This is a genomic window from Vibrio campbellii CAIM 519 = NBRC 15631 = ATCC 25920 (assembly GCF_002163755.1).
GTDB classification, from domain to species: Bacteria; Pseudomonadota; Gammaproteobacteria; order Enterobacterales; family Vibrionaceae; genus Vibrio; species Vibrio campbellii.
Genome location: NZ_CP015863.1, coordinates 1,597,797 through 1,612,277, shown reverse-complemented (window position 1 = coordinate 1,612,277; position 14,481 = coordinate 1,597,797). Strand labels below are relative to the sequence as shown.

Sequence of the window (14,481 nt, the reverse complement as noted above, 5' to 3'; positions counted from 1 at the left end):
TTTCTCAGCGTTTTACTTCTGTGATGTCGCATTCAATAGCAATAAAACGCTCAACAACACCTTGCTCATTCCTCAATGGGATGATATCGATATCAATCCAATAGGGCTGTTTGTTTCTCGTATAGTTGAGTATCTCCGTCCTAACTTGCTCACCCTGTCGAACCGCTTTTCCGATGTCTGCAATCGTATCTGGTGAAGTATCGGCACCTTGCAAGAAAGCCCCCGGCGCTAACCCTTTGATGCCATCGAGTTGATAACCCGTCATGGATTCAAACGCCTTATTTACCCATTCAACCTTTCCGTGGTGGTCTGTGATAACAATGGCATTTCTTGCGGCTTTAACTACGGTCGCCAATAACTCGCTCTCCTTCTCTTTTTCTTTCAACTGAAAGTTTGATCCTTCTAGCTCCCTCTTGGATTTTTCGAGTTCACGGTGTGGGTTAACAAATAGCCTTTTTCCTATGAATGTTACAATAATCGAACTCACGATCAGCACACCAATTAAGCCCTTTAGCAAACTGCTTTGAAGGTTTGTTAACTGTTCGTCCAAGAAGGATTTACTGACACCTTGAGTCAAAAGCAAATTACCTCTGCTCAAGGGTTCTTTATTGATGATCCATCGGTCGATGGCGCTTGCGGTTAGAACATGCTCATGGCTATGGGAGAGATGGTCTTGCGCCTGTTTTTCGGTTATGTGAGCCAGTTCAGGAAGCGGTGGGATGGTTTGACTGAGTTCATACCAACGCTCTCTTCCTGTTACGAACGAACCAAAAAAGTCATCGTAGTCAACAGCGGTTTCACCATATAACATCCCGACAAAATCACCGTTATTCACAAGAGGCATAAAAAGCTTTAAGCAGATGTGGTTAGTATCATCGTGCAGCAGATACACGATGCGCTCATTTAGTCGAGACTCAGAAAGCGCATTAAAAATCGCGACTTCTTGTTCAGATGCGGGGTGACGGAAAGTGTCTTCGAACAACAACTCACCGTTTACATCTCTTGCTGCAAATTGCATCGTTTGATGTTGGCCTTTAAAGCGCTCCAGCTGAAACGCTAACCCTTCAACATCATTGTCGACTAAGGCATCAATAACCCCACTGTATTGGGATGCAAGGACGATTCGGTCTTCCGCTACCTCTAAGTACTTCTCCATAAAGATCTTGGCCGACTCCAATTCAAACCGACCATTCCCCTTTTGGAGTTGTTTTATTGTAGCCTGACTTTCTTGAGATAACACAATCAATGAAATGACTCCAAAAATGAGCGCAGTCATCCCAATAAAAATGAGTAATAGAGCTTTCGGACTGAACCTAGAGAGCTTTTTTGCCATGAGCACATGCTTCCTTGCGCGAATTCACCGCTTTCACATCAATAAGTGTAGGATACACAACCGGTTAATTCTCATACTCATTTAGGGTTAGCCTTTGGGAACTAACTCCTTCAATACAAATCACACATCAACCTTATGAGCGGAAAATACCGAACTGGCAGGATCAAAAATGCCGCAAATTTCGAACCTTGCGGCATTTGTTCTAAGTAGGCTTATTTCTTTTTTTACGAGCCTCCAGATGCGCTTTAAATTTCTTATCTCGACGCTTTAATGCTCGGAAAAACTTCGATTCTTCGTGATACCAACCAATAACACTGACAGGAAACCCCACCAGCATCATGATAAAAATATCGGCGGGGAACTGCTGCGTGATATCTTTCAATGAATGCAGCTCACCAAAAACAAATAAACCTATTACCTTGCCAACCAACAACGCACAGCAAATCATCAAGAAAGACTTCATAATGTAGTGCCATTTGCCTTTCTTGCGTTCTTCTCGCCAATACACATATTTGTGCTCGCGGTTGTACATTTCCCCCTCCGCTTAAGTGACGTTGTCACCATCATTTTCGAAATGGAATGTTAATGCGAGACGCCAAGCTCGCACTACTTTAATCATAGTGCGATTGGAGGGAGTTGCTTATTAGACTAATCAGAAATGGCGGGGATTTTACTGAGCGGTCCATATTTGTTTGTAAGAGCGCGGTTCTCGGTTGGACTCATCCAAACCAAACATGCCTGCTAGAGCCTCTAGTTTTTGCTTGTAACGTCCTAATGCGCTTTCATCATCAGTCATGATCGCGAATTCTGCGAAATAACCAATGCCTTCAAGGTGATCGAGCGTGATATGGAATTCACCGACAAAGTAGATGCTGCGAACCTTCTTAGTATGAAGAATCACCTCATACCCCATGTTCTCCAACATGCTTTTGGCTGCCTGGGACTTGGTGATGTCTGTCGCTTCGCAACGTTCTTCTTCCGGTCCTTTCACAATCCAAAGCTTAATGCCAGATGGTTCAATTTCACGAATCACCAAGCTTTTGTTTTCGTTGGTTAGTTTGCGCTCGGGTGTATCGTAAAACCAATCTGCTTCTTGGTTATCTTCGAACATCACCTCGTGCTTTAGGCTGCTTAGCGTGGTTAAAAATGCTCGCTTGTCTTTCACTCTGTATTTCAATTCAACTTCAAACTGCCCCAGAAAATGAACTTGTGCACTCACGCGACTACCTCACTACAACTGTTCGCTTCGACTTTTTTGTTGTTCTTTGCAACGTTAAAGGACTTCTAAAACCAGCGAAATGGTAACATAGGTTAGTAATTCGAAATGCTACACAAGATAACTTTGTGCAAACGAGTCGTTTAAATCAAAGTGCAAGAGAAAGCATATAAATACAGCTTGTCACGTCCACTAAGTTTCCTCTCTTGTAAGCGTGGATGATGATTATCAAGATGACCGAGTGCTGAATCTTGGCATATCCACCAAGACCTACAAGTGCATAAGGAATGACGCTTACAAAAACTAAAACAAACAGAGCGGTAGGCATAATAGATCTCGATAAAAATGGGAACTATCTGGAGACTAGCAACTCCTTATTACCATAACTTCTTGCTCATCTCATTATTGCTTACGAAACACCCAAATAGGACCAATCAGTAAAAACTGAACGTCTTCAAAAAACGATGGTTTCTTCCCTTCGATTTTGTGCCCGATAAACTGGAAAATCCAAAGCACACCAAAAAGTAGCATCGAAATCTGTAAGACTGGCCAACCTAGTATGTCCATCGACCAGATCAGGCCGATACACGCAACTGTGTAGCCAATCATCATAATGAATACGCTTAGAGAAAGGCGGTAGTAAAAGTTCCACGCGGGTAGCGCAACAACCCATACCCAGTTGAGATTGAACCCAAATAAAGGAATCTGCGGAATGGACCAAATCAAGCCAACCACGGATAAAAAGATGCCGGGTACCGCGACCTTGTGAATCTTTTGGTTTATTGGGTTTTGATGGCTTTCACCGTAGGCTTCTAACCATTCAGAAAGTGCACGCATAACTTCACCTTTAACATCGCTATAACATTTATATAGTCGGTGCGAGTTAAAGGTGCGAGTTTTTGCCTGAAGATATTGATAATAAACAAAGTATCTGTGACCAAGCACAAACTATGTTACTGATTTGAAAGTGTAATATTTTGGGATAAACAATCGCTTATAAAGACTCTACAACCCAATATAATTTATCAACGAAATAACACCATGGTTTCCTATAGCTTTCAAATAAAACAAATCTCACTTTTCCCAATATAGGTGCGGAGTATTTATAATTTAGTTTTATATATAAAACATATTAGAAATTACCAATCCATTGATCTAGAATCTGCACTCAATTTTCACACCACTATATTAAGATTATATTTTGAACAAAAACAAAATGTTATTGAGCGCTACCTTAAGCGCTTTGTTGTTAACAGGCTGTGGCTCTATCATCAACGGTACAACTCAAAACATGACAGTTAAAGCGACACCTTCGTCAGCTGACATCAAACTGCTCTCCTCAAACGGCTCCATCATTGCACAGTCAAAAGGCTCTCTTTTCTACAATCTAGAACGCTCTGATGGTTTCTTCGACGGAGCGAATTACAACCTTGAAGTTTCTTCTGCTGGCTACGAGAACCAAATAATCCCATTAACTTCTTCAGCAAGTGGTTGGTACATTGGTGGCAATATTCTTTTGGGTGGCCTGATCGGCTGGTTGATTGTTGACCCTGCAACAGGCGGAATGTGGGCAATCGAGGCCAAGAATGGACAAGATATTGAGAACTTGAATGTTGTACTTCTAGAAAATGCGACAGACAAAATGATGGCAGATGCAGTTAAGGTTAAATAGTTCTGCTGTCCAAGACTTTAGTTACTTGTTGCATCAATACTATTTAGCCCCTCCTCAGGGGCTAAATTTTCCGAACGTCAGCTTACTCATACTGCGGCAATAAGAGCTTTAACGCCTGATTAATCTGCCCTTTTTCTGCACTACTCAAAGACCCCATCAACTCATGTTGCGCTTGAAGGTGTTGCTCTATCAGTGAGTCAATGAGCTCGAAACCTTTTTCTGTGAGTTCGACAGTGACGCTGCGGCGATCTTCTTTACTGTGCTCACGTGCAATTAGACCTTTCTTCTCTAGCTTATCTAGCCGATTTGTCATAGCACCGGACGTCAGCATCATGGATGAAATTAGCTCCGATGGCGTTAAACGATATGGCGGACCACTGCGTCGCAGCGTTGCTAATACATCAAACTCGCCCATTTTGAGATCGTAACGTTTGTGCAGCTCGGCGACGTGGTTCTCCATGTGTTTCGCGATTCTCATCAAGCGCCCCATGATCGCCATCGGTTCAGTGTCGAGCTCCGGCTTTTCCTTAGCCCATTGGCTTACCACTCTGTCAATTGCGTCCATTACCCTTTCATCTCCAAAGACATTCTGACTTAAAAATTAATCTTAACATAAAGATACTTTACAAAAAGTCATTTCAAACGTATCGTTACAATAAATTATCTCAACATAAAGATATTTAATATGAACATTTTACTCGCGATGATTCCGGCGTTCTTTTGGGGCACCACCTACGCCGTAACACAATTTACTCTGCCAGACTGGCCGCCAGTGTTACTTGGCGCACTGCGAGCTTTGCCGGCTGGCCTTTTGTTGCTTGCCATCAACCCATCACTACCAAAGAAACAAGATTGGAAGATCTTATTGGTACTCGGCACGATCAATATCGCCCTTTTCTTCGGACTCATCTTTGTTATGGCGTTGACCTTGCCTTCCGCAATTTCTGGCGTCGGCATGATTTCTGTCCCTGTGTTCGCGATGCTATTTGGCTGGGTAGTATACAAACGACAACCAAGTTTGATTCAAGGGATAAGTGGCGCAGCGCTCATTGCATTGGCGTGGTTCCTGTTTGATCCTAGCTCAATCACACTTAACCCCATTGGCTTAATCGCAATGCTATCTGCAATCATGTGTATCGTTATCGGCAGTAGCGTCACTAAGTCTCTTGGGACAAGAATGCACTGGTGGACGGTGCTAACATGGCAGCTCATCTTAGGCGGCATCATTCTTTCTATCGCCGCAGCCATCTTCGCGAGCGTTAATCCAGAGCCGTATGTGAATGCCCTGCACAACGCCTCATTAAGAAACGTCGGTGGTTTATTATGGGTTATAGTACTCAACACTGCGCTTGGTTACGGCATGTACGTATGGCTATTGCAACGCATGTCTGTAGTGGACTTTACCTTCGGTGGTATCGCAAACCCAGTCGCTGGCATTGTTTCTGGCTTAGTATTGATGGGCGAAAGCTTCACTCCCGTTCAATACAGCTTGATGCTTGGCATGATCCTGATGTCGCTCGTTCCGCAACTGGTGATGTCATTTAAACAAAAACGCAGTATTAATCACGCAAAGCCTTGTGAGTCATAACGCTCTATAACGTGAAACACAAAAAGCCTGAGTTTTTATGCTCGGGCTTTTGGTTCTGCTGTTCTTCACTTCACCGTTATCGGCTTATCTTTCACACCAGCGTAAAAGACCAGAATCTCTGTCGGCTCATCACCCGTATTTGCACCAAAATGCCATTGGTCGACGACTTCCGCAATTGCGTCTCCGGCTTTCAGCACGATCTTCTCTTCATCCTGTTTCGTGACTGTGATTTCCCCTTTCAGCACAATGCCTGCGTTAATAACAGGATGTTGATGCATTGGAAGCTGCACGCCCTTCGGGACGGTAATTTTCAAAATGGTAACTTCAGATTGGCCTTTTGGGTATTCTGGCAACGTAGTGCCGTCCCAGCTGGTGGTAGTCTGTAATACCACTTCAGCCTCTACTGAGTCTGGCGATTGAATGTCTGCCCATACACAGCTAAACACCAATGAAAGTGCAATCACTGCAGTTTGAATCGGTTTCAAAGTTCTCTCCTTGTTTATTAATAACCTTTACCTTTACTTAAACAGTAAGAGAGATTCAGATATGAGCCTGACTTGAATGGTGAATATGTGAGGTTGAGATCGATTTTAAGTCGTCCATAAAAAATGCCCACCGAATCGGCAGGCATTCTCTATTTGACAAAGTTTTAGCGCTAGATAGCGCCTTTACTGGGAGAGCTTTTTCATTTGTAAGCCCATAAAAATGAAGCTGATGCCTTCAATCAGTAGTGAGATGCCCACAAACGTGCCCAATAGCGTGGTTGAGAATGCAGGATCATCGAGCAACATGAAAAAGTAACCACCGATAAGCACTGAAATTACGCCACTGAATACAATAACGTTGCTACTTGGTAGGCTACGATTGCTCAAGCCAAAGAAGATACGAGTCAAACCGTTTAAAATCATCACAATCACCATCAACATGGTAATCGTGACAAGGCCCGCCAGTGGTTTGAACAAGACAAACAGACCACCCACAATATACAGTACGGCGCTTAATACATACCAAAGCTTGTCTTTCCAAACATTGATGGAGAATGTGTGGTAAGCCTGAACCAGACCACTGAACAAGAGTACGGCACCCACGATGGTTGAGATCGTCACGCCTGCCAGTACGGGCAAACTCATTGCGCCAATACCCATTAGTGCGATGATAACACCAACGATAACGAAGTATTTCCAGCCTTTAGATAGGAATGTGGGCTGTTGTGATTGATTAGAATTTTCCATTGAATGCCTCTTAAATTAAACGCGAGCCGCCTCTTCAGTCTAGTCTATTAAAAACATAGAGAGTTCACAGACTTAACAGAAATACATGTCCCGTTTGCATTAATAGATGTTAAACCTGTATCACATCGCCGCCTATACGCTATTTTTAAACAATAAGTTTCAAGATTGCTGGATTAAACCAGTGCAAAACAAGGAGATGGAGAGTAGGATTAGCGGCTTTCTAACGCTTGTTACCTGCCTTTTCTCTAGACGTTCCCACTCCTTTCATTCAGGCTACTTTTTTGAGGATGACATTTTGCTCGATCATCATATTCGCACCTTCATTTCTGAAAAGCTCAGTGCTGTCGGTATTAACAGCGACCCGTATGGCATTGAACTTACCACCGTGTTTATCCTAGCAAGCCTCACCGCGGCGGCAGTCAGTTATTTGATCGTGCATCACTTGATTGTTCGCTCAGTAAATAACGTGCTGCAGAAAGCTAACAAACCGCTCGCTGAGAGTTTGGCGAAATACGATGTATTAGAAAAACTGTCGCTGCTTATCCCAATTATGGTACTGGATGTATTCATTCCCCTTGCAGTAGGCCACTATGATTGGTTGGCTGCTATCTTCGATAGGATTTTGAGCATTTCGATTTTGGTCATCTTTGTATGGATGATCTTCGCCCTACTCGACGCAATGAATGACATCGCGACGTTTAAAGGCATAACAAAAAAAATGCCGATCAAGAGCTTTGTTCAGTTGATTAAGCTGTTCACCTTCTTTGTTGGCGTCGTGGTGTCTATGTCCATTCTCGCTAACGAATCCCCGGTCATTTTCTTGTCTGGATTAGGTGTCGCGACTGGTTTCGTGATGCTGGTATTTAAGGACACGATATTGGGCTTCGTCGCTGGTATTCAGCTTTCTGCAAACCGCATGATCAGCTTGAACGATTGGATTCAAATGGACGCTTATGGTGCAAATGGCACGGTAGAGGAAATCTCTTTAACCACGGTGAAAGTCAGAAACTTTGACAACACCGTGAGCATGCTGCCCGCCTATGCTCTGGTTCAGAACGCGTTTATCAACTGGCAAGGCATGTCTGATTCAGGTGGTCGCCGCATCAAGCGTTCTGTTAATGTCGACGTTACATCGATTCGCTTCTTGTCTGATGAAGAAGTTGAAAAGCTGAAAAGCATTCGAATCTTGCGCCAATACATCTATGAAAAATCGCAAGCCATCAACGAATACAATGAGGAAATGAGCGACGAACCAACTTTTGGCAACCTTCGTCAGATGACCAATTTGGGTATGTTTCGAGCTTATATTAATGCCTATTTGAAAGCGAACAAAGACATCCACCAATACATGCTTATCATGGTGAGACAGCTAGAACCGACGCCAGAGGGTATTCCACTTCAAGTTTACGCCTTTACCAACAATACAGACTGGGCTTACTATGAAGGCGTACAAGCAGATTTATTCGATCACATCTACTCTATTATGCCCTTGTTTGGTTTACGCCCTTACCAGATGTTCACGAGTCACGATGCCAGACAGATTGGACTGGAACAGGTCACCAGTAAAAACGCTCAGTAACATTGAACCAATAGTGAAGCCTATGCTTCACTCTCTAAACTGGGCGCGAAGTTTTTACGATTGTAACGATGCTCCGTAAGCACCCCACCTTCCACCTTGTAACGCAAACCGTATTTACCGATACAACCTCGTAACCTTGAACGCGTCAAATCTGATAAATCAGATGCGGTACTTGCTTTATCTACAAGCTGCACCCAATAGGTTTCCATTTTGTCCTTCACAATGATCTCCCCCGACTAACATTTATAGATTTAGGGAGAATTCTTACAAATTCCGATAGTAGTCTGGATAGCATACGGCAGAACTTTTCCAACAGAATGCCTACGAGAATCGCAGTTTTATCGTTCAAGGGTGTACTAACGTCTTGAAAGCTGAAATTTCTTTTATAAAACATAGCGATAATTTATATCATCTCAACCACTTACCGTTACTTGTCCTTAAATAGGGTTGAAATAAATAATAGTTCATCGTCAGAAAGTGTACTCGGTACACTCGAATCATTACCTACAATAGTATCTATATGGTGCTTTAACATTATAACTTGCTCTAATGGCAGACTTTCCAATAAAGCTATTATGTTGTCCGAAGTTACATTCGTTATTAATGTTTTACTCATACTTAAATAATTCATTAACCCAATAGGTTTCAAGTGATAAATAGGCTATCATGTTAAAAACTTAGACAAAGCCTCCCCCCACTGATTTATCTCTGGCATCATTATAAAAATAAGTTAGACGTCCAACAGAAACTTATGAACGCTTACAGTTATCGTAGTGATACTTACCTCATTATAATTATTCGCAATCAAATACAGCTTTGACTTACTCACAGCAGCTTAGAACTAACTTTAAACTAATGTTCAAAAAAATTAATCATCAATAGTGTAGCTTTTAGCATAATTCAACTGTGTTATATGGTCATAGCTGAGCCTATGACCATATTAATTTTGGAGTAACCATAAGATTAAAAGGTCTTTACCTCAATAATTTTGAATAGCCTAAAGTAAAGCAGAAATGATACAAATCAGCTATTAGCTATTAGCTAATAGCTATAGTCTTTATTGATTGCAGGCAACTTTCAACACCTTACTTGCTTTGAAAACAGGAACGTTTGCAGCTGGAATTTGTAGCTCTTCTCCTGTTTTAGGGTTTCGTCCTGTACGAGCAGCACGACTATTTACCCTAAAAGTTCCGAACCCTATTAAAGTAACCTCTTCCCCGAATGATAAAACGTTAACGATCCCCCCCATAACGGCATTTAACGCCCTTTCTGCATCTGCCTTTGAAAGATCTGAAGTATTTGCGATATGTTCAATCAATTGCGCCTTATTCATATTACTCTCCTTGAGATAACTTAATACTCAATTAACTATCTAGACTTTAACTCAAAAATACGCAAGTTTTTATTAAGAAAAACGGTAAGTTATGCAAAATTGACTGGATAAAGAGAAAATTTGATTGCGATTTGCATGTAGTAATGGACCTTTATTGCCTCACTCAAACTTAAACTGAGTGAAAACTCACTTTTTATGGCAAGGTATATTAATGCCTTTCTATTGGCTGTGATTCACCTCTCTTAAATTAACGGCCGGGACTTATTGATTGCTATGTTATTCCTGATGTTAATTATTGGGAGCTTTATCGCTTAATAAAATCTTCAACATTCACTTCTAGTGCCATACTTTTCACTTTGCAGTTAAATATTAGGGAAAATTATGTTGTTAGATAAGAATTTAAGTTACACAAAAGGTGATTTCTCAGGCTCGCTTACCGAGGACACAATTGGGTTATTATTGGAAAGGCAATCGAATCTTTATCCCGATAAAGAAGCTTTAGTTTCAATACACCAAAATAAGAGAATGTCTTATCAAGAACTAAATACCAAAGTGAACCAACTTGCTAGTGGGTTGCTTAGTATCGGTGTAAAAGAAGGTGACAGGGTCGCCATTTGGGCTCAAAATTGCATTGAATGGACTATTACTCAGTACGCGACAGCCAAAATAGGCGCAATTCTGGTTTGTATCAATCCAGCCTACAAATCGTTGGAACTCGAATACGCACTGAAAAAAGTCAACTGCTCTGTGTTGATCATGACTCGCGGATTTAAAGGCTCAAACTATATTGAACTTATTAAACAACTCATTCCTCAACTTGGAGAGCAAGAAAGTAATCACGCTGAGACATCCAAACTTCCATCGCTAAAATCTCTGGTCCTCATTGATGAACGTAAAGAAAAAGGTTTTTACTCATTTAGAGATCTGTTCTTACAAGATGAGCGTGGCATAAAAAAAGTAAGAACTATATGTGCTTCATTACGTTGTGATCAGCCAATAAATATCCAATTTACATCAGGAACTACAGGGTCTCCCAAAGGAGCAACGCTTACACACTTTAATATTTTGAATAATGCCTTTTCAATAGCAGACAAACTGGCAATGGATGAAAGAGATAGACTGTGTATACCAGTGCCACTTTATCACTGCTTTGGTATGGTAGGAGGTAACCTAACCTGTCTGACTGCTGGAGCTTGCGCCATTTTGTGTGGAGAAAGTTTTGACCCACTAGACACTCTCAAGACCATTGAAACTGAAAGTTGTACGGTATTGCATGGAGTACCAACAATGTTCATCGCACAATTACGAAATCCGGAACTCAGCAATTTTAATCTCAGTACACTTAGAACTGGGGCAATAGCAGGTGCCACTTGCCCAGAAGACCTGATAATCGAGGTTCAAGAAAAAATGCACATGGATGATTTACTCATCGCTTATGGGCAAACCGAAACAAGTCCTCTGAGCTGCATGTTAAGCCCTCAAGATCCTATCCAGAAAAGGCTTTCTACTGTTGGGCAAGTGTTACGCCATACTGAAGTAAAAGTCATTAACCTTAACGGTAACATTGCAGAGAGGAATACGATAGGTGAGCTTTGTACCAGAGGATATTGCGTAATGCTCGGCTATTGGAACGATGAAGAAAAAACCTCAAACACAATAGACTCTGAAGGGTGGCTCCACTCTGGAGATCTTGCCGTGATGGACGATGAAGGGTATCTAAGCATAGTTGGACGATCCAAAGACCTAATTATTCGTGGAGGAGAAAACATTTTCCCTCGTGACATAGAAGATGTTCTGCACGGACTAGAAACAATAGAGGATGTCGCAGTTTTTGGAGTTGCTGATGACTATTATGGTGAAAAAGTTTGTGCGTGGATCAAACTTGCACAAGGCCACAAAGTCTCAGAAGATGACATAAAGGTATACCTATCCGAGAGAATAGCACACTTTAAGGTCCCATCCGTCATTCGTTTTGTCGATAAATTTCCGCTCACAGTCACTGGCAAATTACAGAAATACAAAATGCGAGAGTTTATGGAATCAGAGCAAAGAAGCATGGAACAAACAGACTGAAAATGCCATTTTTGTGAGTTTAGAAGTAAAGCACATTAGTTTCATTTATTATGCTTCTTCTAATGAGAATTTGTGAGTCTACATCGAACCCTAGGGGTTTATCTAACACTAGAGGTACTATGAATCACTCTCAAATATGCACCTTAAAGTCTGCTCTCCCTCAGACGGATTTAGAGCAATAGGCTAATTTTCTGATTTTAACCTGCGCTTTTTTAACACTAAAAAGCCATCGCACTATTAACTGGAACGATGGCTTTGATGCTTGCCTAGGCCAAATCCATTTGGCTTTAGTGAATGAGATTAGCTAGCTGGACGCCAAACACCCCATTGGTCTTTTTGGTATGTCGTTTGTGGATCATCACCACCTTCAATCCACCACTGAGCTTTCCATTTTCCATCAGCGTAAGACACCACTTCACCACCTAGATACGTTTTTGCCGCATCCCATTCATCACCACTTGGATCTGGTGTTGGATCTGGGTCTGGTGTTGGATCTGGATCAACCGTACCTTCATCTGTAATCACTTCAAATGTGAATGTCTCTTTACGTTCACTGTTTACTGCGTTAGCAACAAACGAAAGTGTTTCATTCTGAGTAATGGCTGTCGTATCTACCACGATAGACGCGGTACCATTGTTTTGAATGCTCACCGCTGTGCCTTGGGTTTGAGTCAGATTCGCCGCTTCACTAACTGCAATCACAACTTTGTCGCCTGCGTTTACGACCTTATCACTCTTAACCAGCTCGTAAAGTTCACCAGTTAGAGGCTCAACCGTACCGTCGTCACCATCAATAACTGAAATAACACCTGATGCGCGGCTGTCTTTTGAGTTGAAAAAGTTACGTGAAGGATCGTTTTGGAAGTACATGTAATGAGACATTTCTTCATGCCAATCACCGATGAAGACAGCCCCGTCTTTAAACTCTGCGTGCCAACCGTTGATTTCAGAAGCCAATAAACGTTCCCAATCGTTGATGTTTGATGCATTCACTTCTATATCGAAGCTACGTGCTACTTCACCGTATTTGTTAATGATGTCGTATTTAACCGTGTCACCAAGATCTGGGCCAACAAAGTCGACAGGGATGTACAAATCACCCTTCACGAGATCAGGCTGTGGTGTTGGCTCAGGTGGAGGGGTATCACCGCCCACAATAGTGATATCAGAACAATTGTAGAACCCTTCACCCGCCGAATCATCCCGTTGCCAGCGAACATATAGAATTGCGTCGCCTGAGCGGTCAGAAGGAATGGTAACGTTCATGCGATACTTACCACCTTCAACTGGCACATTACCTTCTGTCTGAATAAGCTCTAGATCAGCCCAAGCAAGAGACTTGCTCAGATCTGCGCCTGGTTTGGTTAGGTAAAATTCCCAGAATGATGGATTGTGTGGTGCAGTTGCATTGAACACGAACTCAAAGGTACCCGTGTTGAGCTCTGTACGAGTCCAAGCTGTATGTGGCGCCCCCATACCCTTCTTCGCCGGGTCGTTTGCGTAACATAGTGTGCCGTCAGGTATTGCCGCTTTTACCGCCTCCATGTTGTTGTAGTCGGTAATGTTCTTTGCGTACTCGTTGCGCTGAACAAACGGATAAGTACCCGAGATCTCCTTTGCCTGAGCACAAGCCGCATTTGGTGGATTGCCCGACCAAACTCCGCCTTGCTCATAACATGTATTTTGGCGAGCACTCGGAAACTCTGTCCAACCGTGAGCATTTGCTGCTGTTGGTAGGCCAGATAGCATCGCCATGCCCACTGCTGCTTTAAGAATGTTTTTATTTGATTTCACTTTTTCACTCTCTTTCGTTTTTTGTACAAATAAGATCCAACGCATTTTTATATCCGCTATCACTTATTGCGTGTTTATAATTTTGATAAGAAAACAGTAAAAAATAATATACTTAACTTAAACCATTAAAAGATAATTTCTTATTGATAGGAATGAAAATCACATTTATTAAATATTAAAAAAACAATGAAACCACAAAAAAAGCAAACAAAAACAATAATTTAAATTAAATTAATACCAGAAAAACAATAAACATTTAGAGCAAATACACCAAAAAGGTGTTTTTACATTCCAAGGAAACATTAACTATTAATTGTGATTTACATTCCAATTCATTTTTAATCACTTAAAATTCAAACAACTAATTAACCCCAAGCTAATATAAAAAATTTTAATATTTAAAACCGAAACCTTTACCTCACATATATTTTATTAAACGAAGATAAATGCATCAGATATGAAATTAATCTGTCTGTCACTTGTCGCAAATCTTATTGGCGTTCAAAAAATGAGCAGATGTTCCTTTCATTATTGCTGGATATGTACATATCTTTGCGGGAATGGAATGGTGATGTCTTCCGCATCAAATACATCCTTCACCCGCTCGCTCGTACAAACCAAAATAAGCGGGCCAATAATTTTCAGAATCTACCCACGCCCA

At 41.7% G+C, this 14,481-nt stretch carries 14 protein-coding genes; 4 read left to right on the top strand and 10 right to left on the bottom strand.

The features are described 5' to 3' along the window. Window positions 1-4 precede the first annotated feature (4 nt). The 4 genes from A8140_RS25520 to A8140_RS07575 all read right to left on the bottom strand — a co-directional run bounded on the left by A8140_RS25520 (window position 5) and on the right by A8140_RS07575 (window position 3,386). The gene (locus tag A8140_RS25520; protein WP_005528298.1) at window positions 5-1,333 is read right to left on the bottom strand and encodes a PAS domain-containing protein; all 1,329 of its coding nucleotides are present in this window, start codon (window positions 1,331-1,333) and stop codon (window positions 5-7) included. Window positions 1,334-1,535: 202 nt separating this feature from the next. Further along, window positions 1,536-1,865: a hypothetical protein gene (locus A8140_RS07590; protein ID WP_005528297.1), complete on the bottom strand. Its 330-nt coding sequence runs from the start codon at window positions 1,863-1,865 to the stop codon at window positions 1,536-1,538. Between the two features lie 138 nt (window positions 1,866-2,003). After that, the gene (gene cyaB, locus A8140_RS07585; protein WP_005528296.1) at window positions 2,004-2,552 is read right to left on the bottom strand and encodes a class IV adenylate cyclase; all 549 of its coding nucleotides are present in this window, start codon (window positions 2,550-2,552) and stop codon (window positions 2,004-2,006) included. A gap of 399 nt (window positions 2,553-2,951) precedes the next feature. After that, entirely contained in the window at window positions 2,952-3,386 is a 435-nt protein-coding gene (locus A8140_RS07575) for an Mpo1 family 2-hydroxy fatty acid dioxygenase (protein WP_005528295.1), read from the bottom strand. A 364-nt stretch (window positions 3,387-3,750) separates the two neighbouring features. On the opposite strand from A8140_RS07575, the gene A8140_RS07570 reads away from it, so the two are divergent. Further along, window positions 3,751-4,221 (top strand): hypothetical protein, encoded by a 471-nt coding sequence (locus A8140_RS07570; protein WP_050557392.1) that lies wholly within the window; start codon window positions 3,751-3,753, stop codon window positions 4,219-4,221. 82 nt (window positions 4,222-4,303) lie between these two features. Here A8140_RS07570 and A8140_RS07565 read toward each other — a convergent pair whose 3' ends face one another. Beyond that, window positions 4,304-4,786, bottom strand: a complete 483-nt coding sequence (locus A8140_RS07565; RefSeq protein WP_005528293.1) for a MarR family winged helix-turn-helix transcriptional regulator — start codon at window positions 4,784-4,786, stop codon at window positions 4,304-4,306. 120 nt (window positions 4,787-4,906) lie between these two features. Here A8140_RS07565 and A8140_RS07560 point away from each other — a divergent pair, with 120 nt between their 5' ends. Then, window positions 4,907-5,809 carry a DMT family transporter gene (locus tag A8140_RS07560; protein WP_005528292.1) on the top strand — a complete coding sequence of 301 codons (903 nt, stop codon included), beginning with the start codon at window positions 4,907-4,909 and terminating at the stop codon, window positions 5,807-5,809. A 65-nt stretch (window positions 5,810-5,874) separates the two neighbouring features. Here the strand turns inward: A8140_RS07560 and A8140_RS07555 are convergent, their stop codons facing one another. Then, window positions 5,875-6,294 carry a cupin domain-containing protein gene (locus A8140_RS07555; protein WP_005528291.1) on the bottom strand — a complete coding sequence of 140 codons (420 nt, stop codon included), beginning with the start codon at window positions 6,292-6,294 and terminating at the stop codon, window positions 5,875-5,877. 183 nt (window positions 6,295-6,477) lie between these two features. Next, window positions 6,478-7,041 (bottom strand): HdeD family acid-resistance protein, encoded by a 564-nt coding sequence (locus tag A8140_RS07550; RefSeq protein ID WP_005528290.1) that lies wholly within the window; start codon window positions 7,039-7,041, stop codon window positions 6,478-6,480. A 295-nt stretch (window positions 7,042-7,336) separates the two neighbouring features. Here A8140_RS07550 and A8140_RS07545 point away from each other — a divergent pair, with 295 nt between their 5' ends. Further along, window positions 7,337-8,620, top strand: a complete 1,284-nt coding sequence (locus A8140_RS07545; protein WP_005528289.1) for a mechanosensitive ion channel family protein — start codon at window positions 7,337-7,339, stop codon at window positions 8,618-8,620. A gap of 20 nt (window positions 8,621-8,640) precedes the next feature. On the opposite strand, the gene A8140_RS07540 is transcribed toward A8140_RS07545, so the two are convergent. Further along, entirely contained in the window at window positions 8,641-8,829 is a 189-nt protein-coding gene (locus A8140_RS07540) for a hypothetical protein (RefSeq protein ID WP_005528288.1), read from the bottom strand. An 848-nt stretch (window positions 8,830-9,677) separates the two neighbouring features. Next, window positions 9,678-9,953 (bottom strand): HU family DNA-binding protein, encoded by a 276-nt coding sequence (locus tag A8140_RS07535; protein ID WP_005528286.1) that lies wholly within the window; start codon window positions 9,951-9,953, stop codon window positions 9,678-9,680. A gap of 381 nt (window positions 9,954-10,334) precedes the next feature. Between A8140_RS07535 and A8140_RS07530 the strand changes: the two genes are divergently transcribed. Continuing rightward, the gene (locus tag A8140_RS07530) at window positions 10,335-12,026 is read left to right on the top strand and encodes an AMP-binding protein (RefSeq protein WP_005528285.1); all 1,692 of its coding nucleotides are present in this window, start codon (window positions 10,335-10,337) and stop codon (window positions 12,024-12,026) included. 300 nt (window positions 12,027-12,326) lie between these two features. Here A8140_RS07530 and A8140_RS07525 read toward each other — a convergent pair whose 3' ends face one another. Next, window positions 12,327-13,865 carry a lytic polysaccharide monooxygenase gene (locus A8140_RS07525; RefSeq protein ID WP_038863168.1) on the bottom strand — a complete coding sequence of 513 codons (1,539 nt, stop codon included), beginning with the start codon at window positions 13,863-13,865 and terminating at the stop codon, window positions 12,327-12,329. Window positions 13,866-14,481: the final 616 nt, after the last annotated feature.

Excerpts from the sequence above, each read along its gene's own strand:
- A8140_RS25520 (WP_005528298.1), bottom strand. The coding sequence starts at position 1,333 with ATGGCAAAAAAGCTCTCTAGGTTCAGTCCGAAAGCTCTATTACTCATT.
- A8140_RS07590 (WP_005528297.1), bottom strand. The coding sequence starts at position 1,865 with ATGTACAACCGCGAGCACAAATATGTGTATTGGCGAGAAGAACGCAAG.
- A8140_RS07575 (WP_005528295.1), bottom strand. The coding sequence starts at position 3,386 with ATGCGTGCACTTTCTGAATGGTTAGAAGCCTACGGTGAAAGCCATCAA.
- A8140_RS07565 (WP_005528293.1), bottom strand. The coding sequence starts at position 4,786 with ATGGACGCAATTGACAGAGTGGTAAGCCAATGGGCTAAGGAAAAGCCG.
- A8140_RS07560 (WP_005528292.1), top strand. The coding sequence starts at position 4,907 with ATGAACATTTTACTCGCGATGATTCCGGCGTTCTTTTGGGGCACCACC.
- A8140_RS07550 (WP_005528290.1), bottom strand. The coding sequence starts at position 7,041 with ATGGAAAATTCTAATCAATCACAACAGCCCACATTCCTATCTAAAGGC.
- A8140_RS07540 (WP_005528288.1), bottom strand. The coding sequence starts at position 8,829 with ATGGAAACCTATTGGGTGCAGCTTGTAGATAAAGCAAGTACCGCATCT.
- A8140_RS07535 (WP_005528286.1), bottom strand. The coding sequence starts at position 9,953 with ATGAATAAGGCGCAATTGATTGAACATATCGCAAATACTTCAGATCTT.
- A8140_RS07530 (WP_005528285.1), top strand. The coding sequence starts at position 10,335 with ATGTTGTTAGATAAGAATTTAAGTTACACAAAAGGTGATTTCTCAGGC.
- A8140_RS07525 (WP_038863168.1), bottom strand. The coding sequence starts at position 13,865 with ATGCGTTGGATCTTATTTGTACAAAAAACGAAAGAGAGTGAAAAAGTG.